Genomic DNA, 25,463 nt, shown 5'->3' with positions numbered 1-25,463 from the left:
GTTTGACGATGAATATTTCAACGAAAATCTTGATTTTATGCAGCAGCAGCGTTGTGTTGACGGGAGTGGGTGCTCAGGCCGCAGAGATCTCGATGGCTGCGAATTCCACGGGCAAAAACCTGAACTTCATCCGGGAACAACTGGTGGAATTTGAAAAGCAGAGCGGCCACAAGGTCAAGCTGGTCACCATGCCGCCGTCGTCCAGCGAGCAATTCAGCCAGTATCGATTGTGGCTGGCCGCTGGAAACACGGATGTCGACGTCTACCAGACAGACGTTGTCTGGGCTCCACAGTTGGCAGAACAGTTCGTAGACCTGACCGATGCGGCAAAGGATGTCGTTGCCAAGCACTTCCCATCGGTGATCGCGTCACAGACGGTCGATGGCAAGCTGGTTGCCATGCCGATGTACACCGATGCGCCGGCTTTGTTCTACCGCAAGGACCTGTTGGAAAAATATGGCAAGCAGCCACCCAAGACGTGGCAGGAACTGGCCGTGACAGCCAAGGATGTTCAGGACAAGGAGCGGGCGGCCGGACAGAAGGACATGTGGGGCTTCGTGTTTCAGGGAAGCGCTTACGAGGGTCTGACGTGCAACGCTTTGGAATGGATCGCATCCGCTGGCGGTGGGCATATCGTCGAGGCGAATGGCGACATCAGCATCAACAATGAAAAGGCGGCCGCCGCCCTTGAAACGGCCAAGAGCTGGATCGGCACGATTTCTCCGCCAGGTGCTCTCGCTTACAAGGAAGAGGAAGCGCGCGGAGTCTGGCAAACTGGTAATTCGGTCTTCATGCGCAACTGGACCTATGTTTATGCGCTGGGTAATGGTGGCGACAGTGCCATCAAGGGCAAGTTTGGCGTCGTTCCTTTGCCCGCGGGCACGGAAGGCGAGGCCGCAGCCTCTACGTTGGGCGGCTGGAACGCCGCAGTTTCCAAATATTCCAAAAACCAGGAGGCCGCGATTGCGCTCGTAAAATTCCTCGGCTCCGAGGAAACGCAGAAAAAGCGCGCTGTGGAGCTTTCCAACATGCCGACCATTTCATCCCTTTACGACGATAAGGATGTTGCGGCGGCACAACCTTTCATGCCGCTTTGGAAGCCGATCTTCGAGACGGCCGTACCGCGCCCGTCTGCGGCGACCAAGGTGAAATATAACGAGGTTTCCGCAAAATTCTGGGGTGCTGTTCACAACACGCTGTCCGGCACCGGTACCGCTGCCGAAAATCTCGAACTTCTCGAAGTCGAACTCACTGATCTCAAGGGTGACAGCTGGTAACGCGGCTTTACACGTCAAGCGGTCTTCACCGGCCGCTTGACCGCTGTTAACGGTGGGAATTCCTATGACAAAAATCACCTCTGTCCGGTCACTCCCGGCAGCAAAGGGCTCCGATCTTCAATCGGAACGTTTGCGCTCCGCATGGATCTTCCTGGCCCCGACATTTTTAACGCTTGCGCTGGTGGCCGGTTGGCCATTGATGAGAACCGTCTGGTTCAGCCTGACTGATGCTTCGCTGACCAGCCTTTCCGATGCCCATTTCGTCGGTCTGAAGAACTATCTCTCATGGATTACCCTAAGCAGTGGCCGCACGGTCTATCGCGGACTTCTGGCAGATCCTGCGTGGTGGGGTGCGGTGTGGAACACGCTGAAATTCACAGTGGTCTCTGTTTCCGTCGAGACTGCTCTCGGTTTGGTCGTGGCCCTGGTTCTGAATGCGGAGTTCAAAGGTCGCGGCATCGTTCGCGCTGCCATTCTCATCCCCTGGGCCATTCCGACCATCGTGTCCGCTCGCATGTGGGCGTGGATGCTGAACGACCAGTTCGGTATTCTCAACGACATGATGATGAGCCTCGGCCTCATCTCGCAAAAGATCGCATGGACGGCCAATCCCGAGACGGCCATGACTGCGGTCCTGATCGTGGATGTCTGGAAGACGACGCCGTTCATGGCACTGCTGATCCTCGCTGGCCTGCAGATGGTGCCGAAGGATATGTACGAGGCCGCCAGGGTGGATGGTATCCATCCGATCAAGGTCTTCTGGCGCGTCACTCTGCCGATGATCCGCCCTGCCCTGATGGTCGCGGTTATCTTCCGCATGCTGGATGCCATGCGGGTTTTCGATCTCATCTATATTCTGACACCGAACAATTCCCAGACGAGGACCATGTCTGTGCTGGCCCGTGAAAACCTGTTCGACTTCGACAAGTTCGCTTACGGGGCGGCGGCCTCAACGATGCTGTTTCTGATTATCGCGTCAATAACCATCATCTACATGTGGCTTGGCCGGGTTAACACCGATGGAGGAGACCGATGACAGCGTCCAGCTTCATCAAGAACACGGCGTTTTACGCGCTCGTCGCCATCATCGTCATCGTCGCGGTGTTTCCTTTCTACTACGCGATCCTGACGAGCTTCAAAACCGGAACGGCGCTGTTCGAAATCAACTATGTGCCGCGCAATATTTCCCTCAGCAACTATCGTGATGTGCTCGGCAATGACAGCTTCCTGCGCAATCTCGGCAACTCCCTGTTGGTCGCGACATGCGTCGTGGCTTTGTCGCTATTTCTGGCCGTCACTGCGGCTTATGCCTTGGCACGAGTGCGCTTCAAGGGACGGTCTCTTCTCCTCTTGACCATTCTTTCGGTTTCCATGTTTCCGCAGATTGCAGTTCTCGCAGGCCTTTTCGAACTCATCCGCTGGGCCGGTGTTTTCAACACGCCGTTTGCGTTGATCTTCTCCTACATGATCTTCACCCTGCCCTTTACCGTCTGGGTTCTGACCACATTCATGCGGGATCTGCCGGTGGAAATCGAAGAAGCCGCGATCGTGGACGGAGCTTCGCCTTGGGTCATCATCACGCAGGTCTTTCTGCCCCTGATGTGGCCAGCGCTGGTGACCACAGGCCTGCTTGCCTTCATAGCAGCCTGGAACGAGTTTCTCTTCGCCTTGACCTTCACATCGTCCAACGAGCAGCGCACAGTGCCCGTCGCCATCGCGCTTTTATCCGGTAGTTCCCAATTTGAAATTCCGTGGGGAACGATCATGGCGGCCTCCGTCATCGTGACCGTGCCCCTCATCATCCTCGTTCTGATCTTCCAGCGGCGCATCATTTCCGGCCTGACGGCTGGTGGCGTCAAGGGTTAGGAGATACATTCATGACCAGTATAAGACTGCGCGATGTCAGAAAATCATTCGGTGCGTTCGACGTCATCAAGGGCATCGACATGGATATCCATTCCGGTGAGTTCATGGTGTTCGTCGGCCCGTCCGGCTGCGGAAAATCAACCCTGCTCCGGCTGATCTGCGGGCTGGAAGAAATCACTGGCGGCGAACTTTCTTTTGAAGGAAAGGTCGTCAACCGGCTGACACCCGCCGACCGTGGGGTTGCGATGGTGTTCCAGTCGTATGCGCTCTATCCGCATATGACCGTTTTTGACAATATGGCCTTTGGTCTGAAGCTTGCCGGATCGACGAAAGAGGATAGACGAAAGCGCGTCGAGGCCGCAGCGGAGATGCTGCAACTGACGCCCTATCTTCAACGTCTGCCCAAGCAGCTTTCCGGTGGCCAGCGCCAGCGTGTGGCCATCGGTCGCGCCATTGTTCGTGATCCCAAAGTATTCCTCTTCGATGAGCCCCTCTCCAACCTCGACGCGGCTCTGCGCGTTGCAACCCGTCTCGAAATCGCCAAATTAAACCGCAGTATGCCTGATACGACAATGATTTACGTCACACATGATCAGGTAGAAGCCATGACGCTTGCGGACAGAATTTGCGTTTTGCGCGACGGCCGGGTCGAACAGATCGGCACACCGCTCGAATTATATGAAACGCCGGTTAACACCTTCGTCGCAAGCTTTATCGGCTCGCCCAAGATGAACTTCCTGGCCGGAAAGCTAGCTGAAGCCTATGGCGCTCATACCGTCGGCATCAGGCCGGAACACATTACCGCAACGGCGGACGCAGGCGGGTGGACGGGTGAAATCGTGCATTCGGAAATGCTGGGCTCAGACAGCTACATTTATGTGAACATGGGTACCGAAGAGCCAATCGTGGTGCGCGAGGAAGGCGTTTCTGCCCGGAAGCCCGGACAGACGCTTACCCTCTCGCCGTTGCCTGATCATATCCACCGCTTCGACGCACAGGGCAATGCATTGCCTAAAGCCCACACGCGCGCCGCCTGAACTCATCGAGACCCTCTTAACCGGCCGCTCCTCCCAGCGCGCCGGATCACCAAGGAGCATAACCATGACTATCAATACCGTCGTCTGGGGCGAAAATATTCACGAACACATCAACGAGACGGTGCGTTCGCTCTATCCAAATGGCATGCATACGACAATTGCAGACGCACTGAACAAGACGCCCGATATTCACGCCACAACCGCCACTCTTCAAGAACCGGAACACGGTCTTTCGCAGGAACGACTGGACAAGACTGACGTGCTGGTTTGGTGGGGTCACAAGGACCATGGCGCGGTGGCGGACGAGATTGTCGAACGTGTCGCCAAGCGGGTCTGGGAAGGCATGGGATTAATCGTGCTTCACTCCGGCCACTTCTCCAAACCGTTCAAGCGACTGATGGGAACACCCTGCGCGCTGAAATGGCGCGAGGCGGGCGAGCGCGAGCGGGTCTGGACGATCAATCCGCGCCATCCGATTGCGGCAGGTCTGCCGGAGTATTTCGAATTGGAAAACGAGGAGATGTACGGCGAGCAATTCTCAGTTCCGGAACCGCTGGAGACCGTCTTCATCTCATGGTTCCAAGGCGGCGAAGTGTTTCGTTCAGGCCTCACATGGCGTCGTGGCGCGGGCAATATCTTCTATTTCCGGCCGGGCCACGAGACATATCCAACCTATCATGATGCCAACATTCAAAAGGTCATCAGCAACTCGGTCCAATGGGCTTACAACCCCGCCGCCGCTTTGACTGGCATCCACGACGCACCAAATGTGCCCTTCGATCAAGCTCCCGAGAAGATCGAGGAACGCGGTCCCAAATTGCACGCTGCTGGCGAAGCAGGTTACAGGTAAGCCATCATGAAACTTCTTATTCTCGGAACGGGTGGCATGGCCAATAGCCATGTCATGCATTTCTCTCAAATCTCGGGCGTCGAACTTGTGGCGGCTGTCGATGTGGATGACGTGGTCGTCCGCGCGTTCGCCTTGCGCCACAGTATTCCCCTCACCTTCACATCGCTGGATGATGCAATTGCATGGGGCGAATTCGATGCGGTTGCCAATGTGACTCCAGATGCGATCCACCATCCGACGACACTAAAACTGCTGGCTGCTGGCAAGCACGTATTTTGTGAAAAACCGTTGGCGGAAACCTATGCCAAGGCAGCCGAAATGGCAGATGCAGCGGAAAAAGCCGGGCTCGTCGCCATGGTCAATCTCACCTACCGCAATGTCGCACCGCTTCAGGCGGCGCGGCAGATGGTGAAGGACGGCGTTATCGGCAAACTGCGCCACCTCGAAGCGTCCTACCTGCAAAGCTGGCTTGTTTCCAAGGCTTGGGGCGACTGGATGACGGAAAGCAAATGGCTCTGGCGCTTGTCCACCAAGCACGGATCCAACGGCGTGTTGGGTGATGTGGGCATTCACATCCTCGACTTTGCGTCCTATGGCGCCGGCAGCGATGTGGAGCGTATTTTCACGCGGCTGAAGACCTTCGACAAATACGAAGGCAACAAAATCGATGTCTATGATCTCGATGCCAACGACAGCTTCACCATGACGGCCGAATTTGATAACGGCGCGATGGGTGTGATCCACGCCACACGCTGGGCAACCGGCCATCTGAACGAGCTTCGCCTTCGCCTTCACGGCGACAAGGGAGCGCTGGAAGTCATCCATACGCCAGATTACTCCAAGCTTCGCGGCTGCCTGGGCGAAGACGTGGAAAAGGCAATCTGGAGAGACATCGAGGTTGAGCCGGTTTTGACGAACTACGAGAAATTCGCAAACATCGTCATGGAAGGCGGGAAAGCTGACCCTGATTTCCGCCATGCCGCAAATCTCCAGAAGGTACTCGATCTGTCGATCGTGACGGATCGCGAGCGGCGCGAGATCGCTGTTTCCGGTTGAGTTTGAACATGACGTGACCAGTTGCAAAGGGCGGTCCATGTGGCCGCCTTTTCTGTTTTGTTACCTTCTTCGTCGCTCCACGTTATCTCCAATCAGTGCGTTGCAGCATGGGAAATCCGCTTGCGTTAAAATCATAATATGACTTAATGCTTAGGTAATATCAGTTTCTCGCGAAGCCATGCGCGCCCACCGCCGATAAAAATCTGCATCCAGCAAAGGGAAAAGAAATGAAAATCGCCATTGTAGGATGTGGGTCACGTCACAAGATGTTTCGCGATTCCATCACGCAGAATTATTCTGACCAGCACCAGATCGTCGCGATGTGCGACAGCAACGCACATCGGCTAAGCGAAGCGGCGCAGGCCATATCCAAACCCGGCACCAATGGCGTTCCCACCTATCTGGCCGAAAATTTCGACCAGTTGATTGCAGAACAGAAACCAGACACAATCGTCATCGCGACGCCCGATTTTTTGCACTCAGATTACATCGTCAAGGCGTTCGAGGCAGGGTGCGACGTCATCTGCGAAAAGCCACTGACAATCGATTTGTCGCGGCTGAAGCAGATCATAGATGCGCAGAAGCGCACAGGCCGCAAGGTTATGGTGACATTCAACTACCGGTATTCCCCCGCACGAACGCAGATCAAGGAGATGCTGGCCTCCGGCGTGATCGGCAAGGTCACGGCGGTCGACTTCCGCTGGCACCTCGACCGGGTCCACGGCGCGGATTATTTCCGCAGGTGGCACCGGCACAAGGAAAACTCCGGCGGGCTTCTGGTCCACAAATCCACCCACCATTTCGACCTTCTCAACTGGTGGCTGGCATCTGCGCCAACGGAAGTGTTCGCATCGGGCCAGCGTGCCTTTTATCGCCCGGAGACCGCAGTCGCGTTGGGATTGCAGGACCATGGCCCACGCTGCGCGGACTGTTCCGTGGCGGAGAGATGCGATTTTTGCCTCGATCTTTCCGCCGACGACCAGTTACGAGCGCTTTATCTCGATGCCGAAGACGAGGATGGCTACTTTCGTGACCGGTGCGTGTTCGACGCGGATATTGGCATCGAAGATACGATGCAGGCCCATATTCGCTATGCGTCTGGTACCACTGCCAACTACACGCTCACGGCTTACTCTCCGTGGGAAGGGCTGGAAATACGCTTCCAGGGCACGAAGGGCGAGCTCGTCCACAAGCACGTTGAGGTGCATGGCGTTTTCGGAGGCGTCAGAGACCATGCCGACGACGAAGCGGTGACGACGCAGTTGCATCTCGCTGGACAAGCGCCGCGAATGATAGAGGTTACGAAGGGCAAGGGCGATCATGGTGGCGCAGATCCCGTGATGCTCGGCTATATCTTCGATCCGCAATCCATGGAGCCAGATCGCTTTAACCGTGCATCGGATCATGTCTCCGGTGCATGGTCGATTCTGACAGGCATCGCGGCCAACGCATCGATAGAGACAGGATCAGCTGTTAACATTCAGACGATGCTGACTTCGCGTGGTATTCATATCTGAAGTGGCGAAAACGTCGTCCTCGCATCAGATCGATGTCTGGTACGCAAAATCTGGAAGGTGATTGACCCAGAAAAGGAAAAGCCTGCCGCGGGAGGAGGTGCGGCAGGCTTTAAACTTGATCGACAACTGGGAGGAGGAGTGTTGTCGATCCACATCTTGCGACGCTGGGAGGAGGAGTGCGTCGCTTCGATGATTTGAATATAGAGCAGCCAACGAATTTTAACAGAGCAACTATCGCAATGCAGCGATGCATTTTTTGCATAGCTAAGATGACGGTGCCCGATTTTTCATCATCATTTGCTTATGTGTGGCCATCATTGATCGCGATGAACCTGAAACCCGGCAAAGGACTGATTGACCGGCATCATCTCTATGCTGTTGATATTGATGTGCTTTGGCTGAGACGCGACCCAGTGGATGGTGTTGGCGATATCCTCGGGAACAATTGGGTTGACGCCCTTGTAGAGCTTGTCAGAGGCCTCCTGATTGCCACCAGTGCGCACCACGGTGAATTCCGTTTCGCACATGCCAGGCTCGATGGATGTGACGCGCACACCTTTTCCGTGCATGTCAGACCGCAACCCTAAAGAAAACTGGCGCAAAAATGCTTTTGACGCCGCATAGACGTTGCCGCCTGCATAGGGCCAGTGTGCGGCCACCGACGACAAATTGATGATCATGCCACGGCGCTCTATGAGCGTTGGCAGCAAATGGTGGGTAATATTAAGGAGCCCGGTGATGTTGGTGTTCACCATCGTATGCCAGTCCTTTAACGGCACATCCGGCGCAGATGCCGTTCCGAGCGCCAAACCGGCATTGTTGACCAGAACGTCAATCTTCTGGAACGCGGCAGGCAATGTCTTGAAACCCGAAGCCATGGCCTCTTCGTCTGTAATATCGAACGCCATGCCATGGAACGACGAGCCAAGCTCGGCACCCAACTCGTTGAGACGCTCTGCGCGACGGCCGGTGCCGATAACCTTCCAGCCGTCCTTGGCAAAAAGTCTGGCCGTCGCCAGCCCGAAGCCCGAGGTGGCACCGGTAATCAGAATTGTTCCGCTCATCTTCCTATCTCCATTCTATCAGTCTTTCTTGAACGCCAGTTTCTGGACGGCGAGCGCCAGGCACTGCTTGAAGGCCGTGAGGTCGGTATAGAGCGCATCGGCTGGCGCATCGCCCACAACAACCGCCCCGCCCCGTCTGATGATCCCACCGTGCAGCATGAGGTTGTCCGCCATGTCGAAGTTCTCGATAGACACCCCGTCCGCACCTCGGTAACGCCCGGTCTCATCCTGGGTTGCGACACCGTCATAATAGTTCATGATGCGGCTGAAGTGATTGGCAGCAACATTGGTATAGGCAAAGACCGGCTTCTCCAGCGCGCACATAAAGCCGAGCTCATAGCTCGTGCCGGTATCGGCCGCGATACCCCGAAACGGCGTCAGATTGGCGATGATGGCATCCGCCTCCTGCATCATCTGTTCGTCGATTGCGTTGATGTTGCAGCCATGGCCCCGCTTTGTGTCGGCTGGCGGTATCTGCAGATCGCCCGGCGAGAGAGGGATGTGTCCTGCTTGGCGAACAAGCTCTGCTTTTTCGTCGAGCATGTCACGGGCGTTGGGCAGAAAGACCTCCGGCCCGGCAAGATATATTTTGATCGGCATGGATATGAACGCTTTTCGTTGCTGGAAATATCGGCTCAAACTATCGCGCGACACCTCAACGATGCAAGGGCAGTACAAGGTCAGAAAAGCGGCGTGCCCGGTATCGCGGCCGGACGGTTTCCGTTATAGCGGCTCGACAATCCAGCAGTGGAGAAAAAAATGGCCGCGAAAATTCGTTATCATGAAGGCGATATCTCCTTCGACGATGCCGCTCGATACACCGGCGCGATCGCCATCGATACTGAAACGCTTGGCCTCGTCCCCCGTCGCGACCGGCTCTGTGTGGTTCAGCTTTCACCCGGCGATGGAACTGCGGATGTTATTCGCATTGCCTCCGGTCAGACGGAAGCGCCGAACCTCACCGCCATGCTGGCAGACCCAAGCCGCCAGAAGATATTCCATTATGGCCGGTTCGACATTGCCGTGCTTTTCCATACGTTCGGCGTTACATCTTCACCTGTGTTCTGCACCAAGATCGCCTCACGCCTGTGCCGCACCTACACCGACCGCCATGGTTTGAAGGACAATCTCAAGGAAATGCTTGAGGTGGATATTTCAAAGGCGCAACAGTCATCCGACTGGGCAGCGGAAAAACTGTCGCCGGCTCAACTCGAATATGCAGCCTCCGATGTGCTCTACCTGCATGCGCTGCGCGAAAAACTGACGGGACGCCTTTTGCGGGATGGGCGCTACGAACACGCCGAGGCGTGCTTTGCTTTTCTGCCCATGCGCGCCAAGCTCGACCTGCTGGGTTGGGACGACACGGACATCTTCGCACATAGCTGATCGACCAAGGATGAACATTGCGCATTTGAGGCCGTCATCCCGTTCACCGTGGTTAGCAAATCCTTAATGCGTTTTCGTCATTCTAGGGAATGTCGATTCGGACAGCGTTCATACGGCTTGTCCTGGAAGACATCTCGAATCCACAGTGGCCCGCATGAGCGGTCGGTACTAACACCTGCGTCGTCGCAAAGGTTCGTTGCAATCATGGACCGCTCACGTTGACACTTGACGGCCAGACGCCAGGCCTGTGTCACCAGGAAGGAGGCGCACCATGCTGCCGCCCGTCAGTGCCGTATCCTTGGCCAATCTCTCGTCTTCGACGTCCGCTCCGCGTTCGGAGACGCCACAGCCTGCCAAAGTCGCACCTGTTATCCCTCCAGAGCCGGCCGATATTCCGCCAATCGATACCGATGCCAATATACGCGCTGTTTCGGGCGAGCTGCGTTTAAGCCAGAATGTCAGCGTGCTGGCCGAAACCTTGGGCAAGCTGATGAACATTGCCCGCATGGATGGGGAAACCGCGGAAACCTACGTCAACAGGCTTGTGGCAAGTCTTCAGACGATTCCGGCAGACCAGAAGGCAATGCTCGAGAAAGCATTGGGCAGCATCCTGCGCGGTATCAGCATTGATATGCTGGCAAATATTCTCAAAAGTTCATCCGGCCCCGAAGCGGCCCGGCTTGCTATTATGTTCGAACTGTCCCGTTCAAGCCCAAGCCAAAACGCGCCTAAACCGACCATCACACCCTACCTTCAGGACATGGTGCCGGAAAGCCGTATCATCCTTCCGCAAATCAAAAGCGCCGGGACGCTTCCACCTGCAACATCCGCCACGACACTCGCGCCGCAAAGCGAACTCGATGTGGTTTTGGGCATGCCCGTGAAGACCGATCCGGCAATCGTAAACCAGCCAGGCTCGCCATCCCTTGGCGCAAGCGATAAAACTATGCCGATACCAGCGCCGAACCCCAATTCTTCGGGAAAGGCCGATCCTCTTCCATCCAACGCAGGAACGGCGCAGATCAGGCCGCCGTCGCCTAGCCAGATGGGAATGGCAGATCTCCCACCAGCGACAACGGATGGGGAGATCACAACGCAGCTTCCGGCGCCGCTCAAGACACAAAGTCAAACGGCAGCGACCCTTCCCCTGCACGCAAACCTGGACGCCGAAGAGGGCAATACGAACGCGCGGGCTCCGCAACCCCCGATACCGCAAATGTCCGAACGGGCGACCATGTCATCTGTGACCACCGCGTTTGCAGGTGCGACGGCAAAGGACTTGGAAAGACTGCTTTTGGCCTTGGCGGCCAGAAAGCTTCCTGCTCAGGCAGATATAATGGCACCGCTGGCGCCGCTTTTGGCCAGTTTGAATATAGACAGCGATCAAACAGAAAAACTGCCCCTGCGAAGTGCGATGGCTTCTAACACTCATCCAGATGCAGTTAAGTCTGACGCCGCCCTAACCGACATTCGCGCAGAGACTGCCGTCATGCAGAGAGCCGCCATCGCGCATGACGTCAAAGCGGCGATGCTCGACCAACCCATGTTGCAAGGCGCGGCAGCTGCGATGGTGGCAAAGGACGGTATCCCTCTTCCTTTCGTGAATTATCCGGCAGCCGGAGACGAGCCGGAATCCGACGCCCCTCCGCGTGGACGATGGCCCTCCTCCGAAGAACAGGCCAGCGAAGGCGATGACCACCAGGACCCTCGGGAGCAAGGCACTGATCAGGAACAGCAGCCTCCCGCCAATGATGAAGTGGTCGACCATTCGGTGTCGGAAGGTGCAAATGACGATGGATCGACCCGCAACGCTGAATCCTACTACCTGCGGATGAGCGGTATCTCTTGATATACATTTCTGTTTTAGACACAAAAAACCCGCCGGATCGCTCCGGCGGGTTCATTATTTCAGACTGTTCGACCGATTACTCGGTACGACCCTTGAGGGCCGCGCCAAGGATGTCGCCGAGCGAAGCGCCGCTGTCGGACGAACCGAACTGAGCAACAGCTTCCTTCTCTTCTGCGATTTCCAGAGCCTTGATCGAAAGCATGACCTTGCGATCCTTCTTGGAGAAGTTGACGACGCGGGCGTCGAGAACCTGGCCAACCGAGAAGCGCTCAGGACGCTGATCATCGCGATCACGTGCCAAGTCGTTGCGGCGAATGAAGGATGTGATGTCTTCATGAGCCACCAGCTTCACTTCGATGCCACCTTCGTTCACCGCGATAACTTCAGCGGAAACAACGGCGTTCTTGCGAAGTTCGCCGGATGTTGCGGCTTCGCCGACAGCATCCTTGCCAAGCTGCTTGATGCCGAGCGAGATGCGTTCCTTCTCGACGTCTACGTCAAGAACAACAGCCTTTACGGTGTCACCCTTGTTGTATTCCTCGATGACCTGCTCGCCTGGACGGTTCCAGTCGAGGTCGGACAGGTGAACCATACCGTCAACGTCGCCTTCGAGGCCGATGAACAGACCGAATTCAGTCTTGTTCTTGACTTCGCCTTCAACTTCAGTGCCGGCCGGATGGCTGAAGGCAAATGCCTGCCATGGGTTTTCAAGCGTCTGCTTGAGGCCCAGCGAAATACGACGCTTGGAAGGATCGACTTCGAGAACAACAACGTCGACGTCCTGTGTTGTGGACAGGATCTTGCCGGGGTGTACGTTCTTCTTGGTCCAGGACATTTCCGAGATGTGAATCAGGCCTTCGATGCCTGGCTCCAGCTCTACGAATGCGCCGTAGTCGGTGATGTTGGTAACGGTACCAGAAATCTTCTTGCCAACTGGATACTTGGCAGAAATGCCATCCCAAGGATCAGACTCGAGCTGCTTCATGCCGAGCGAGATACGGTGGGTTTCCTGGTTGATACGGATGATCTGAACTTTGACCGACTGGCCAATGTTGAGAATTTCCGAAGGATGGTTGACACGGCGCCAAGCCATATCCGTGACGTGCAGCAGGCCATCGATGCCGCCGAGGTCAACAAACGCACCGTAGTCGGTGATGTTCTTGACAACGCCGTCAACGACCTGGCCTTCTTCGAGGTTCTGAACGATTTCAGAACGCTGTTCGGCGCGGGACTCTTCGAGAACCGTACGACGCGAGACAACGATGTTGCCACGGCGCTTGTCCATCTTGAGGATTTCGAACGGCTGCGCGTTGTGCATCAACGGTGTCACGTCGCGGATCGGACGAATGTCGACCTGCGAACGTGGAAGGAACGCGACAGCGCCGTCCAGATCGACGGTGAATCCACCCTTGACCTGGTTGAAAATAACGCCTTCGACGCGTTCGCCAGCTTCGAACTTGGCTTCGAGCTTGACCCAGCTCTCTTCGCGGCGAGCCTTTTCGCGCGATAGAACGGCTTCGCCCAGAGCGTTTTCAATCCGCTCAACGTAAACTTCAACTTCGTCGCCGACCTTCAGGCCGCCGTCTTTCGAACGTGCACCGAATTCCTTGAGCGCGATGCGGCCTTCAACCTTGAGGCCGACGTCAACGATCGCAACGTCCTTTTCGATCGCCGTGACGATACCTTTGGCAACATAGCCTTCAGCAAGGTCGTTAGACGCAAAGGACTCTTCCAGCAGGGCTGCGAAATCGTCGCGCGTGGGTGTAGCTACTGACATTCAATCTCCTGAGAGTATCCACAAAGGGATACAAAGCACCGGGGGTTCGTGTTGATCATTCCCAAAATCCATACCCGCCTCTTTGATGAGACTTTCCGGCGCAGGGCATGCTTTCGGGATATTCCAGTCTAAACGGGGGCCAGATGTTCCGGTTCCCCGCACATATTATCTCTTCAAGGCAGCGTCGATGATTGACTTTGCCGCTTGAAACGCCGCCTCTATACCCATTTTAGACGTATCAAGCAAGTGCGCGTCTTGCGCTGGCTTCAAAGGACTATCGCTTCTGCCCATATCGCGTTCGTCGCGCTTCTTGACGTCTGAAAACACCGTATCGAAATCGGCTTCGGCACCTGCGCTGACAATCTCGTCATAACGCCGCCGCGCGCGCACCTCCGGTGAGGCGGTCACGTAGAGTTTTACCTGCGCCTCGGGGCAAACCACAGTTCCGATGTCACGACCGTCCAAAACGGCTCCCGGCTCCGTTATTGCGAATGCGCGTTGCGCCTCCACCAACGCACGGCGAACCGCAGGCATGACGGCAACCCTGGAGGCCGCTTCTCCGATCTCGTGCTTTGCCAGTTCGCCCCGATCCAGCCGTGCCAAATCCAGAGCCGCCGCCGCTCTTTGTGCAGCACTCTCGTCATCCAGAGGCAACCCTGCGTCGAGCAACGCCTTTGCGGTCGCGCGGTAGGTCAGGCCCGTGTCCAGATGGTGGAAGCCATAGACTTCGGCTATTTTTCTGGACAACGTACCCTTCCCGGCAGCAGCTGGTCCATCTATGGCGATCGTGAATGTCATTATAAATATATCCCGCTACGATTTGAACACGGTGGCGAACGGATCGTTCTTATAATCACCGTGATGCATCATCAATGCCTTCCTAACCGCTGATGTATATCCCCTTTGCAAAGTTTATCTTTGACACGAAAGACATCAACGATTAATGGGACCGGCTAGAATTTTACCGTCTACTGCCGGAAACTACGGCGTACACACCGAAACCATCTCAAAATTTGAGGCTTAGACAGTGGCAAAAGCGGACCTTGGAACCAAGCGGACAGACCCGGATACCGGCAAGAAGTTCTACGACCTGAATCGCGACCCGATCGTTTCTCCTTATTCCGGCAAGTCCTGGCCGCTTTCCTTCTTCGAGGAAACGACTGCAGCCAAGAAGATGGAACAGCAGGCTGAAGAAGAAGAAGTTGCCGAAGTCGACATCGAGAACACGGAAGTCGAACTCGTTCCTTCGGAAGACGCCGACAGCGATGCGAGCGGTGATGACATTCCTGATATCGAAGGTGACGATGACGTCGAGCTTGACGACGACGACGACACGTTCCTGGAAGCCGATGAAGATGAAGATGACGACGATGTCTCAGGCATCATCGGCGTGAACGGTGATGACGACGAAACCTGATTGACACAGGAATTACCGCCCGACGTCAAAAAAATGTCGTCGGGCGAACTTTTCGGCTTGCCATCTTCCAGAAGCAGAAGTATCAAGCGCCACCGACGCAGATAATGCGTTGGTTCCCGGAACCGGAGAAACACACCGGAACCCTTATGGGGCTATAGCTCAGCTGGGAGAGCGCTTGCATGGCATGCAAGAGGTCAGCGGTTCGATCCCGCTTAGCTCCACCAAATTTCCAGAATTTGTTATTTTACATTAATATCAAGCCACTAGGCAAAACTCTAACTTCATGCTCCGGCTGAGTTATGGATGAAGCTGTTTGCAGATAAAATTCTGCATCGAAACGGTAGGACCCGCTCATTCGCACCGCCAAACAACGCGACGCCGGTAGCTGCCGCTTCCATTCCAATGCGCAGTACCGCAAATCGACTGCCCCACCTATGTATCTTGGACTGCATCGCAACAATCTTTAGCCCTGTAGGTCGACTTCGCTGGAAGCCGTCAGGCTAACGGCTTGCTACGCCTTTGGCTAAGAATACCGATCGCTTCTTCGGATGCGCAACGCCCCGCGGGCGTGCCGGAAGGCGCATGCTGACTTGTCCGCGATGTTCTGAGTAGCCTCTTCATGATCGGCGCCCAGCGCGTGGCGGTGGCCTCATGCGGCACGCGAACAGAGGCGTCCAATACGTGCCCTTTCGGCTTTCCGAGCGGCCGGCAGAAGCTGAAATCGAGCCCTACGTCGCAGGCGTCGGCGACAGTAGCGGTAACGCACTCACCGACACGATCAACGGTTTCTTTAACGCCAAGGTCATCCATCTTCTCGAGCCCCTAGGCAACATAGCGCCAGTCGAAGCCGAGGGGCAGTCTTACGCCAAGCTCGACGCAACAGCCATGGCCGCATAACTTATACGAAATGGCCAGCGCCAAACCAGACGCGGTTCAAACCGTAGACGATATTTTCATCGCCGCAGCATGCCATTGTACCGGCCGCGAATTAGAGGTTCATGAAGTCTCTTGGTCCAAGCAATCCTTTCCTGACATGATTGGCGATGTTGTGTGGCGTTATGCTGGTGCCGAAGCAACTTTAACCTCAGGACTGAATTCCTCACGGTTGGAGAGACGTGTTCAAAACGACACGACCAGTCACCTTCTATCGCCGCCTCCGGATCAATCCGTCTCAGAATGGCTGGACTGCAGCGTCCTCACAAGCTCGTGATGATGCACAATTGGCATGAAGTGTGGCGTGTGGAAATGGCGACCACCTGGGGGGGTCAGCCTTTTGATTTACTCTGTCGAAATTCTTCCGTACGCGTGGGAACGACACTGCTTGCCAGACACATAGATTTTTGGAGCATTTGCGGCCCGGCAGTCTCGGTAAAACCAGATTTTACGACTCTCGCCCTTCATGTTTTGGCAGTCACGCAACTACGATACCCTTACTTTTGAGGGAGAAAAATTGATTTTTGATTATTTTATGCAATTTTCAGTTGACATTATATCCATTAACCATATCGTCAGACCTGTAAAACGGTTAATTAATTTCATCTTGCAAAACGCGTCGATAGATATCCACGCCAATATGAGGCTTTTAATTTTTGCAAGAACCGTAAGATTTGTTTGCTGGTTCGAACATGGAAAATTAAATATATAGAAGCTATCATCGCCTCAACAAAGCGATGCGATATTTGGTTGGCTATCATGGCGCTTGTTAGAAATTTGACGTCCCGAAACGGTACCGCCATCGCGATATCGATGGTCATTGGCTCGGGCTTATTTGGTTTGCCCGGGCTCGTCATCAGTGAAACGGACCCCGTAACGGCTCTTTTTTCATGGGTCGTCGTAGCCCTTTGCATAGCACCGACAATCCACATTTTTTCGGAGCTGGGTTACCGACTCGCTTCTTCAGAAGGGGTAGCAGGTTTTGCTACCTATGCCATTGGCAATTGGAGCCGAGGCGGATTTACGCTCATCGCCTGCGGCGCATTGGCGGTTGGCATGCCCGCGTTCTTTCTGGTCATCGGCGCCTACGCCTCAGAACTTCTCAATTTGGATCCGACCACTTGGCGCGGCCCAATTGCCATCGCTGTTGCATGGTTCGCAACACTGATGAATCTCCGTGGCGTGCATAACCTCGCTGTCGTCAACCAGCTTATTGTAATCTCCGTCCTGATTATCATGACCGGAATCGTGGTCCTTTCCCTGAGCAATCTCGGGATTGCTAGTCAAACTTTGACCCGTGACGTGATGAATTACACGCCAAACATCAATGCGCTCTGGGCCGGTTGTGTTATCGTCTTCTGGGCATTCCAGGGCTGGGAAAATCTATCTTTCGGACTGGAAGAAGTGCGAGATCCCGAAAAAACTATTCCTCGTATCTACTGGTTTAGTTTTATGATCGTCGTCATCCTGTATCTCGCCTTTGCATGGGTTGTATCCGCATCCGCTTACGCTGGCGTGGATGTAACAGGCGTTTCCGGTCTCTCGGCCCTTCTCGGTACTGGACCCGTCAGAACCGTGCTCTTGTTCACCATGGTCGTTGTTCTGGTTGCCAACGCCAATTCCTGGGTGTTCGGTGCCAGTCGGGCCTTTTATGCTGCGGGAAGTCTTGCCCTGCTGCCGAAATCACTCGGTCGCACGGACGACAAGGGAACCCCGGTTATATCTTTGTTGTCCGCCGCAACGATTTACACCGTTTTTATAGGACTGATCGAGATTTCAGGGACATCTCCATCGACCGCATTCATGCTGACAACACAAGGTTTTATCATTCTTCTTGGCTTCTCCATTCTGGCGTATCTAAAGTTTAAGCGCCGTGTACCGGCGGCGTGGTTCATCGGTGCCGTGGCGATGATTGGCTGGATTTTTCTTGTCCATGGGTTTAGTTTTCTACTGCTGTATCCCATTTCACTTTTCGCCATCGGCTGTATTAGGCAATCAATGACCAAGTTGAAAAGCGCTCGATCGGCAGAACTATAAATCGGTTTTGAAACCGCATTATTCGAGACCGCCTGTCAATCCGACAGTCAAAATGGAATTAATACATCTTTCGATTAAATTTATTAAAAAAATAATTGAATAAACGTTCATCTTAAAAAAATAATAATAACACAATATAAAATTATATTTCGAGAAGAATTTTTAATTTGCAAACTGGTCGAATTGATATCGTCCAAATGCATATTGCCTTAATATTATATTTAAAGGAGGAATTTTTCATGATCGATATGTATAGATGGTTGCTAATTGACACATTTATCATGCTTGTCTACGGATTACAGCATAGCTTGCTGACAACCAAGACAGCCGTGGCCGCATTTGAGAAAGTGCTTCCCTTGCAGCTTTGGAATATTTGTTACAGTCTTATGTCTATTATACTTCTTGTAGTCGCGTTTTCATTCTGGCAGAGCTCGGGTGTCGTGATTTACAGACTCGAAGGCATGTCTTACTACGCCGCTATTGGCGGCATGGGAGCGGCACTTTTCGGTTTCTTTTACTGTTTCAAGTACACCACATCATTTGCACAATGGATCGGCGTTGCCCAGGTCAAGTCCATGCTCACAAAAAGCAAACCGGCGGAATACTACCGCGTCCGCAAAAATGGGCCTAAAAAATATGTCCGCTTTCCACATCATACCTGTCTTGCACTCATTTTCTGGTCTCAGCCGGTAATGACACTTGATACACTGTGGCTCGCTATTTTCGCCACCCTTTATACTTACCTCGGAACAGTTCATCAGGATAGCCGTGGCCGCCGCATTCTCGGCGACGAATGGATTAACTATTCTAAAACGACAAATTTGATGTTTCCCAATCCCATCAGAATTTTGCGTGACATATTCAACGGCAGCTTCGGAAAAGAAATGACCTCTTCTTGAAATGAGAAATATATAAATATTCGATAAACTTTATATATAGCGGCTATTCAGAGAAAAATGACGCCGCTCATATGAATGGAATTTCTTAAAATTAATTTTCCGTTAGAGCCAATCGTTTAGCGTTTTGGTGCATTTGTGAAGGAGATTTTCTATGTCTTTTCATGAAGTCGATGCAAATCCTGTACTTTATCCACCATCAATTCCAGGTCTGAATTTGCCCAGCGATCTGGATCATACCGTCGTTGCCAACGCAAGGTTCTGGCCGGAGCGTAGCAAGCACTCCGTCGCCGCCATCAAACTCCTCAATCCATCAGAAAGTGCTTTACCAGAGGCTGTCATCGCAGCCCTAAAGGAGGCAACCCAGCTCGCAGAAATTATCCGGATAGTTGAAGACCTTGATATTTCAGGCGGCTCGGAAGGCCTCGGCTTCGTTGCGAGGACAAAGACTGCAGACGCGCTTGAAAGGGCGGCCGATGGGATCGACTGTACCGACTCAGCACTCAGCCTTAGGATAAGGGCGCGCATATTGCGTCATGGATCCAACAAGGTCCTTCATGATGAACTGACAGGACTAGACGAAAAGGTACTCATGTCGGTCTGCGGCCCCTTGGGAACATGGCTCGGAAAAAGCAAGGGAACCTACCATTCAGCACTGTTTGCAATTGTTAACACGGAACTCAACGATATAATCGCGAAGGTTGACGCCTGTTATACCCAAAGTGAAGCGTTTCTGAGGGAACTGGTCAATCCGGATCTGGTTCTGGGCGTGCCACCTGCCATCAAATTCACCGAACTGATGTTCTGTGGTGGCGAAGCAAACCTTTATCCGAAACACTTTGCCTATTTTCTTCCTGAAGATGAAGGTATGAAGCGGGCACCACGCAAAAAGACACTTGTATTATCGAATGTCTATCGCGAGATGTATTATAGAATCAGCAAGCCCTTCTCGAAGGATATCATTCCGCTGATAGCCAATGCCGAAGATGAGATAATCGACTTGCAGTTGGCGTTGTGGTTTCGGGGACACGACACCGGACATGAAGTGCGATTGCCGCAGACCGACTACAAGATCATGCGGTGTGAAGGTCGTTGGCTCTCCATGGTCATGCAGGAGGCCATGGCAGATGTCTTTGGTTTTCTGCTGAGCACAAGCGGCCCGTGGACGACTGTTGCGCCGAATGCCAGCCTACAATTGGCATCCGATATTTATATACGTGAAATGCTACGATATCTTTGCCGGGGCGGTGATGATTTCCCGGATGCAGGTGCGGCACTGATCCAGATGAGCTTTCTGAGCCAGCATGGTTTCATTGATATTGATCATGTAAATATTCAAATTAACACGACTCATGACCGCCTTTATGCCGGCATGGTCGCTTTGGCCAAAACCTTCACTGAAAGAGCTCTCGCCAATAATGTCCCTGGCATTCAAGCTTTGATCAACGACTATTATCGTGACGAAATGGCTCGTGATTTTGTGAAACGCTGCGGCGTCTGCGATGTCGTTCTCGATTACGCCCCACATATTTCCTGAGACGCTGTAATAGAGCTTTTTGAGATACGACTTGGCTTTTGAAACCTCCAAAATGAGGAGGAAGGGCGCTTGCACAGCATTTGCTTGGAAGAGCCCGACTCTTTATTTCGAATGTAAAGAATAAAATAGATTTACGGGATTGTTTGGCGCTTGAGCGCAATTGCCCAACGGCCGATACGTGCCCAAAATATGTGACGTCGGGCCGATCTGGGTTTCGGAGCGGCAGGTTTCAGACCACGGCTTGCGGACGCTCCAGAATCGAAGGCGACCCATTCTAGGATCGCTTCATAACAAACGACGAATTCAAATATTTCTTCAGCAATGAGCCGGGATTCTTTGTGATCGTTCATCATTGTTTTTGACAGACATAAAAGATGCTTCAGGAGACAGAACATGGTGGGACGATATCCGGATCTGGCTGGAAAAAAAGTACTTATCACGGGTGCAGGGAGTGGTATCGGTGCTGCGACGGCCCAGCGTTTTCTCAATGAAGGAGCAACGGTATTTGCCGTCGACATCAATGCTCAGGCGCTGGCGAAAAGCTGGGAACAGGTTCCCGAGGATAGATTGCACCAAATTGTGTGTGACGTGACGGATTACGACGCCATGATTTCGAATTATGACAAGATTAGCCGTGACCACGGCGCAATTGATGTCGTCTTTGCCAATGCCGGGATCAGCATTCGCCATGACTTGATCGACATGTCGTATAAGGATTGGAGGCGCGTCATTGATGTAAACCTCCACGGCGTCTTTCATACCGTCATGCCCGCAGCGCGGATTATGCATGCCGCAGGCTCCGGATCGATTATCATGATGGGTTCCACCAATGGCATGAGCGCTCATAAACATTACGCGGATTACAATGTCTCGAAGGCTGGCGTCATCATGTTGGCCCGTTCCATGGCGCTGGAACTCGCGCCGGTCGTCCGCGTCAATGCGATATGCCCAGGCTACGTTCTGACGCCGATGCAAAAGGCGGAATATACCCCCGATATGCTTCGGGCGGTTGATCAGAAAATACCGCTCGGACGCCATGCCGATCCTGCAGAGGTGGCGGCCTTGGTTGCCTTTCTCGCATCGTCCGAAGCGTCTTATCTGACGGGAACCCAAATTCCGATCGACGGAGGGGAAACCGCATGATCTCCCAGCCCTTGCAGACGTGTGACCATGCCATGATTGTAACGGCTCACCCTTTGGCGGCAGCAAGAACCATCGCTTCACGGGCACGCGATGTCGCCGCTTTTCGAGGTATTCGCCCAGCCGATCCAGAATTGGGACTAAAGGAGGTGCTGGACACTTTTCCCGTGACAGATAAAAAATTTTACATCCAACACGGTGCTCAGGCATATCAGGAGAGTGAGAGATCTGTACTGCTTTTTGCGGAAAGTTCAGGCACCAGCGGATCCAAGCCTCTGCTCACCCCGCGCGGCAGAACGGATTTGACTTGGAACACCTATAATCAGTCGCTTGCTTATCGACGTCATTTGATTGCAGGTCAGGATCGCGTCATGCTGCTCAATCCTTCCGTGATGAGCCCGTTCATCGAAGGGTCGGCCCGCGCGCTTTACGATTTGGGAGTGGCGCATATGCGCGCCTTTCCAATTCCGAAAATATGTGATTGGGCGCGGATTGGCAGGCTGATCAATGATTACGGGATCACGGCCATGATGTCGACACCGACACTCATTCTGAAACTGCTCTTCGAACTCGACAGACTGAAAATTCGCACACCCAGCCTCGTGAAGTTGCTGGTCACTGGTGAACATCTTTCTCGCCCACTGCTGAAGGCATTCGATTCGTTGCTGGGCATTCCGGGCGCCGCGCGCCCGTTGATCTATGGTTCCAGCGAGGCTGCGTCAGTCATGTATGGCCGTGAAGATGGCGATTACATCGGTTATACGAGAGACTTCGTGTTTGAAATTCTTCCAATCGAGGCAGAGTGGCAGGACAGAATCAGTCAGAATCTCTCTGCAAATGCTCAATTTGGCAGGCTGGCGATAAGCTGGCTGCGGGATGGCATCATGACCTTGGTCCGGTTCGATACAGGCGACCTATTTTCTTGTTGGCCTGACCCACACAGTGAAGACATTATCTTCCGCTCCCATGGCAGAGCGAATGTAGCAGGTCTTTCTCCCGTTCAGATAGATCAAATTGAAGGCGCGCTTTGGGCCGGGGAATCCACGCTTGGAAACGTTGTGCATTACGATCTGTTCGTCGGAGCGTCAGACGTTGATGTTTCTCTTATAACCCGACCGGAGGTCATCCTAAGCGCATCTAGCAGCCTTATCACCGAACTTGAAGATATAATTGCAAAGAAAATCAATCTCAAGGTGAATCCAGCAAGTCATTCCTTTTTCGAATTTTCGCCTGCAGCAAAGACAAACAGGTTTCAGCAATAAAACAGAAATATATAAAATAAAAATTGAGCCAAATCTCGAGATAGTAATTTTCTATTTTCAATAAATATTAGAATTTAATAAAGTACTGAGGAGTTTAACATGGAGTCGATTTCAGATTCGGCGCATGCGCACGCCATTGGAACAGATGAGCCGAAAGAAGATACGATAAAGAGATGCCCAGTTGTGCATCTGCACAAGCAAGATCAAAGGCCAGTGCAGGCTGATAGTTTTTATATGCAGCCGATCATGGATCCGATAAAGGAGGGCGAAGCTTTTCTTCGGCAAATGTTCGAGGAGGACGGCATATCAGGCGGGCTCGAAGCCAGACTTACCGAAATGCGTAGCGAGTTCCAGAAAAACGGAACCTGGCATCATAATCTGGACGAGTTGACATTTGGTGCGAAACTTGCCTGGCGCAATAGCGTCCGCTGCGTCGGAAGAATGTTTTGGAGATCCCTAAAATTATTTGATGCCAGAGATGCTGAAACGCCCGAGGACATTTTTGAGGCCATTCTGTCTCATCTTGAGTGGGCTACCAACGGCGGCAACCTGCGTGCGGCTATTACGATATTTCGCCCAGGTGAACCACAAATTCGCGTGTTGAACTCCCAGCTTCTGCTTTACGCTGGCTACAAGAACTCCGATGGGACAATTCTGGGCGATCCCAAGAATGTCGCTATAACAGAATTAGCCCTGAAACTTGGCTGGCGTGGACGTGGCACACGGTTTGACATCCTCCCCCTTCTTATCAAGATTGGAGACAAGACCCCGGAGATTTTTGATATCCCGCAAGACAAGGTTCTTGAGGTTCAGATATGCCATGCCGAATACGAGGCCATTGAAGCGCTTGGTCTCAAATGGTTTGCCCTACCGGCAGTGTCCGGCATGTCGCTCGACCTTGGCGGAATTCAATACACTGCCGCACCATCCAATGGGATCTACCAAGGCACCGAAATCGGCAGCTTCAATCTCGGCGACCCTAAGCGTTATAATCAGTTACCCGAGATTGCCAAAGCGCTGCAACTTGATACGAGCCGGAACAATCCGCTGTGGCGCGACCAAGCCATGGTGGAGCTTAATCGTGCGGTCCTTCATTCCTTCAATAGCAGTGGCGTGCGGATCATGGATCATCACACGCTGTCCTCCAGTTTTGAAAAGTTCTGCCAACGTGAGGAGATGCAGAACAGAAAGGTTTATGGCCATTGGCCATGGATTGTCCCGCCGTTGTCAGCAAATCTCTCCTGGATATGGCACGAAAAAAGTTTCAGCAAAATTATCCTGAAGCCCAACTATTTTTATCAGACGTGAATTTGATTTTGCAATGGAGCCGTCAAACGGTTTGGAGGAGCGATGCAGAGAATTTCGACAAACTCTCTCTGGGAGGAACGCAGTGGATACTCGCGCGCCGTGGTAGCGGGCGGGTTGGTTTTCATTTCCGCGACTGCAGCGACCGACAGCTCGGGCGCAGTCGTTGGCAAAGGCGACGTATACACCCAGACGCGGATGATCCTCGACAAGCTAGCAGCAGTGCTGATCGAGGCCAACTCAGCCCTTGATCGGGTCGTGCAAACGCGTGTCTACATCACAGATATCTCCCTTTGGGAGGAGGTCGGTCGCGCCCACGGCGAGACGTTCGCCGGTCACCGCCCCGCCTTGTCGATGGTGCATGTGAAGCCGTTTGTCGACTCCGACATGCTTGTGGAAATTGAGATGGTGGCCTCTACGGAACTTGTCGCGAGTGTTTCTGGTTAACTTTATGTCGTTTGGTTTCGATTTCCACCCAGAACTAAGCCATATGAACTTTCCCACAAGATGGTAGGCGATGGGGCGAAGGAGTGATCCATCTGGGACTTCTAAACATCATCCGTCCAATGGCGCTGCGAGAGTAGCAGTCGATCGGTGAGATCAGCCGACGCGCCGGGCTGCCATATAACATGATCGCAAAGTATTTGAGCGCAGGTAGAATCGAGCCGACGTTAACGGTACCGGAACGACCGAGCAAACTTGATTCCTTTACCAAGACACTGGCAGCCTGGTTGAGGACAGAGACCGGAAAGACGCGTAAGCAGCGCCGGACCTTGAAGCAACTTCATGCCGACGGGTTGGGTCTCAGTATCAGGGGCTCGTATTATCGGGTGGTCGCCCTCGCCCGAGTAGTGAGTTGATCGGCTACGTGCGCAGTAGACGAAGGGTCTGGCGTATTCGTTCCGCTGTCTTTCAGACCTAACACTACAGTTGAAAAGATGGCGTTGGAGGGGAACAATAAATTCCCCTCCAACAAGCTTTAGGATGTAGTGACAATTTAAGGGCATGGGATTCCGTTTTGTCGTTGAATCAGATTCAACACTGACTTTTGGAGGTCGGTGATGGATGGCGAGGTTTTGCGCGACGATCAGTGGGATCGGCTGAAATCGTTCGTTCCCGGTGGTCGCCAAGGCAAGCGCGGCCCGCGTAGTGACGGTCGCCGTTTTTTCGATGCGGTGTTGTGGCTGGCACGCTCGGGTGCACGCTGGCGCGATCTGCCGGAAGATCGTTTCGGGCCTTATCAGACGGTGAAGCGAC

The 25,463-nt window shown here is 53.5% G+C and carries 23 protein-coding genes, 1 tRNA gene and 1 pseudogene; 21 read left to right on the top strand and 4 right to left on the bottom strand.

Going from position 1 to position 25,463, the window contains the following annotated elements:
• Positions 1-8: 8 nt before the first annotated feature.
• The 7 genes from GGQ73_RS22035 (at position 9) to GGQ73_RS22005 (ending at position 7,603) form a co-directional block, all read left to right on the top strand.
• Complete coding sequence (locus GGQ73_RS22035; protein ID WP_183897872.1) at positions 9-1,277, top strand: ABC transporter substrate-binding protein; 1,269 nt, start codon at positions 9-11, stop codon at positions 1,275-1,277.
• A 64-nt stretch (positions 1,278-1,341) separates the two neighbouring features.
• Positions 1,342-2,313, top strand: coding sequence for a carbohydrate ABC transporter permease (locus GGQ73_RS22030; RefSeq protein WP_183897871.1), 972 nt, complete (start codon positions 1,342-1,344; stop codon positions 2,311-2,313).
• Positions 2,310-3,143, top strand: coding sequence for a carbohydrate ABC transporter permease (locus GGQ73_RS22025; RefSeq protein WP_183897870.1), 834 nt, complete (start codon positions 2,310-2,312; stop codon positions 3,141-3,143). The genes GGQ73_RS22030 and GGQ73_RS22025 overlap by 4 nt, the downstream gene beginning before the upstream one ends.
• A gap of 11 nt (positions 3,144-3,154) precedes the next feature.
• The gene (locus GGQ73_RS22020) at positions 3,155-4,180 is read left to right on the top strand and encodes an ABC transporter ATP-binding protein (RefSeq protein WP_183897869.1); all 1,026 of its coding nucleotides are present in this window, start codon (positions 3,155-3,157) and stop codon (positions 4,178-4,180) included.
• Positions 4,181-4,244: 64 nt separating this feature from the next.
• Entirely contained in the window at positions 4,245-5,030 is a 786-nt protein-coding gene (locus GGQ73_RS22015) for a ThuA domain-containing protein (protein ID WP_174155890.1), read from the top strand.
• 6 nt (positions 5,031-5,036) lie between these two features.
• Positions 5,037-6,086, top strand: a complete 1,050-nt coding sequence (locus GGQ73_RS22010) for a Gfo/Idh/MocA family protein (protein WP_183897868.1) — start codon at positions 5,037-5,039, stop codon at positions 6,084-6,086.
• A gap of 227 nt (positions 6,087-6,313) precedes the next feature.
• Complete coding sequence (locus GGQ73_RS22005; protein ID WP_183897867.1) at positions 6,314-7,603, top strand: Gfo/Idh/MocA family protein; 1,290 nt, start codon at positions 6,314-6,316, stop codon at positions 7,601-7,603.
• 314 nt (positions 7,604-7,917) lie between these two features.
• On the opposite strand, the gene GGQ73_RS22000 is transcribed toward GGQ73_RS22005, so the two are convergent.
• Both GGQ73_RS22000 and GGQ73_RS21995 read right to left on the bottom strand, forming a co-directional pair.
• Positions 7,918-8,667: an SDR family oxidoreductase gene (locus GGQ73_RS22000; RefSeq protein WP_183897866.1), complete on the bottom strand. Its 750-nt coding sequence runs from the start codon at positions 8,665-8,667 to the stop codon at positions 7,918-7,920.
• An 18-nt stretch (positions 8,668-8,685) separates the two neighbouring features.
• The gene (locus GGQ73_RS21995) at positions 8,686-9,267 is read right to left on the bottom strand and encodes a nucleoside 2-deoxyribosyltransferase (RefSeq protein ID WP_183897865.1); all 582 of its coding nucleotides are present in this window, start codon (positions 9,265-9,267) and stop codon (positions 8,686-8,688) included.
• A 159-nt stretch (positions 9,268-9,426) separates the two neighbouring features.
• Between GGQ73_RS21995 and GGQ73_RS21990 the strand changes: the two genes are divergently transcribed.
• Complete coding sequence (locus tag GGQ73_RS21990) at positions 9,427-10,053, top strand: ribonuclease D (RefSeq protein WP_174155884.1); 627 nt, start codon at positions 9,427-9,429, stop codon at positions 10,051-10,053.
• Between the two features lie 271 nt (positions 10,054-10,324).
• On the top strand, positions 10,325-11,902 hold the full coding sequence (locus GGQ73_RS21985) for a RodZ family helix-turn-helix domain-containing protein (protein WP_183897864.1): 1,578 nt from the start codon (positions 10,325-10,327) through the stop codon (positions 11,900-11,902).
• A gap of 76 nt (positions 11,903-11,978) precedes the next feature.
• Here GGQ73_RS21985 and rpsA read toward each other — a convergent pair whose 3' ends face one another.
• Complete coding sequence (gene rpsA / locus GGQ73_RS21980; RefSeq protein ID WP_174155882.1) at positions 11,979-13,679, bottom strand: 30S ribosomal protein S1; 1,701 nt, start codon at positions 13,677-13,679, stop codon at positions 11,979-11,981.
• Positions 13,680-13,844: 165 nt separating this feature from the next.
• Positions 13,845-14,477, bottom strand: coding sequence for a (d)CMP kinase (gene cmk, locus GGQ73_RS21975; RefSeq protein ID WP_210290200.1), 633 nt, complete (start codon positions 14,475-14,477; stop codon positions 13,845-13,847).
• Positions 14,478-14,706: 229 nt separating this feature from the next.
• Here cmk and GGQ73_RS21970 point away from each other — a divergent pair, with 229 nt between their 5' ends.
• The 12 genes and pseudogenes from GGQ73_RS21970 to GGQ73_RS21915 form a co-directional block, all read left to right on the top strand.
• Positions 14,707-15,096 (top strand): TIGR02300 family protein, encoded by a 390-nt coding sequence (locus GGQ73_RS21970; RefSeq protein ID WP_174155881.1) that lies wholly within the window; start codon positions 14,707-14,709, stop codon positions 15,094-15,096.
• Positions 15,097-15,244: 148 nt separating this feature from the next.
• A tRNA-Ala gene (locus tag GGQ73_RS21965) sits at positions 15,245-15,320 on the top strand.
• Between the two features lie 391 nt (positions 15,321-15,711).
• Positions 15,712-15,993 (top strand): annotated as a pseudogene (locus GGQ73_RS21960) (IS3 family transposase); the annotation flags it as partial.
• A 10-nt stretch (positions 15,994-16,003) separates the two neighbouring features.
• Positions 16,004-16,306 (top strand): DUF2848 family protein, encoded by a 303-nt coding sequence (locus GGQ73_RS23410; protein ID WP_183897862.1) that lies wholly within the window; start codon positions 16,004-16,006, stop codon positions 16,304-16,306.
• A gap of 482 nt (positions 16,307-16,788) precedes the next feature.
• Positions 16,789-18,066: an APC family permease gene (locus GGQ73_RS21950; RefSeq protein ID WP_174155878.1), complete on the top strand. Its 1,278-nt coding sequence runs from the start codon at positions 16,789-16,791 to the stop codon at positions 18,064-18,066.
• A 239-nt stretch (positions 18,067-18,305) separates the two neighbouring features.
• Positions 18,306-18,965, top strand: coding sequence for a hypothetical protein (locus GGQ73_RS21945; protein ID WP_183897861.1), 660 nt, complete (start codon positions 18,306-18,308; stop codon positions 18,963-18,965).
• 151 nt (positions 18,966-19,116) lie between these two features.
• Positions 19,117-20,499, top strand: coding sequence for a hypothetical protein (locus GGQ73_RS21940; RefSeq protein ID WP_183897860.1), 1,383 nt, complete (start codon positions 19,117-19,119; stop codon positions 20,497-20,499).
• A 393-nt stretch (positions 20,500-20,892) separates the two neighbouring features.
• A complete protein-coding gene (locus GGQ73_RS21935) occupies positions 20,893-21,642 on the top strand; it encodes an SDR family NAD(P)-dependent oxidoreductase (protein WP_210290199.1) in 750 nt (249 codons plus the stop codon).
• The gene (locus tag GGQ73_RS21930; protein WP_183897859.1) at positions 21,639-22,901 is read left to right on the top strand and encodes a phenylacetate--CoA ligase family protein; all 1,263 of its coding nucleotides are present in this window, start codon (positions 21,639-21,641) and stop codon (positions 22,899-22,901) included. Before GGQ73_RS21935 ends, GGQ73_RS21930 begins: the two co-directional genes overlap by 4 nt.
• Positions 22,902-23,000: 99 nt before the next feature.
• A complete protein-coding gene (locus GGQ73_RS21925; protein WP_183897858.1) occupies positions 23,001-24,209 on the top strand; it encodes a nitric oxide synthase oxygenase in 1,209 nt (402 codons plus the stop codon).
• Positions 24,210-24,251: 42 nt separating this feature from the next.
• A complete protein-coding gene (locus GGQ73_RS21920; protein WP_183897857.1) occupies positions 24,252-24,653 on the top strand; it encodes a RidA family protein in 402 nt (133 codons plus the stop codon).
• 614 nt (positions 24,654-25,267) lie between these two features.
• Positions 25,268-25,463: transposase (locus GGQ73_RS21915; protein ID WP_183897856.1), on the top strand; the 196-nt coding region annotated here is incomplete at its 3' end.

Source organism: Rhizobium skierniewicense, assembly GCF_014196515.1.
GTDB classification, from domain to species: Bacteria; Pseudomonadota; Alphaproteobacteria; order Rhizobiales; family Rhizobiaceae; genus Agrobacterium; species Agrobacterium skierniewicense.
The sequence above is the reverse complement of the archived record's forward strand: the minus strand, read 5'-3'. Positions and strand labels throughout refer to the sequence as shown.